The sequence below is a fragment of the Methylobacterium nigriterrae genome (genome assembly GCF_037106235.1).
GTDB classification, from domain to species: Bacteria; Pseudomonadota; Alphaproteobacteria; order Rhizobiales; family Beijerinckiaceae; genus Methylobacterium; species Methylobacterium nigriterrae.
Genome location: NZ_JBAWTG010000752.1, coordinates 1 through 286, shown reverse-complemented (window position 1 = coordinate 286; position 286 = coordinate 1). Strand labels below are relative to the sequence as shown.

Annotated in this window: 1 protein-coding gene; it reads right to left on the bottom strand. The window is 68.9% G+C overall.

Annotated elements, in window-relative coordinates; translation table 11 throughout:
* Window positions 1-286, bottom strand: a 286-nt coding sequence (locus WDW90_RS39000) for a TCP-1/cpn60 chaperonin family protein (RefSeq protein WP_336492985.1), incomplete at both ends; no start/stop codon positions are given.

Sequence of the window (286 nt, the reverse complement as noted above, 5' to 3'; positions counted from 1 at the left end):
TGGCGCGGCCGGTGATGTCCTTCACGGCGGCCTGGGTGGCGAGGTCGATGCCGCGCTTCAGGTCCATCGGGTTCATGCCGGCGGCGACGTACTTGGCGCCCTCGCGCACGATCGCCTGGGCCAGCACGGTCGCGGTCGTGGTGCCGTCGCCCGCGATGTCGTTGGTCTTCGAGGCCACTTCGCGCACCATCTGGGCGCCCATGTTCTCGAACTTGTCGGCGAGCTCGATCTCCTTGGCGACGGTGACGCCGTCCTTGGTGATGCGCGGCGCCCCGAAGCTCTTCTC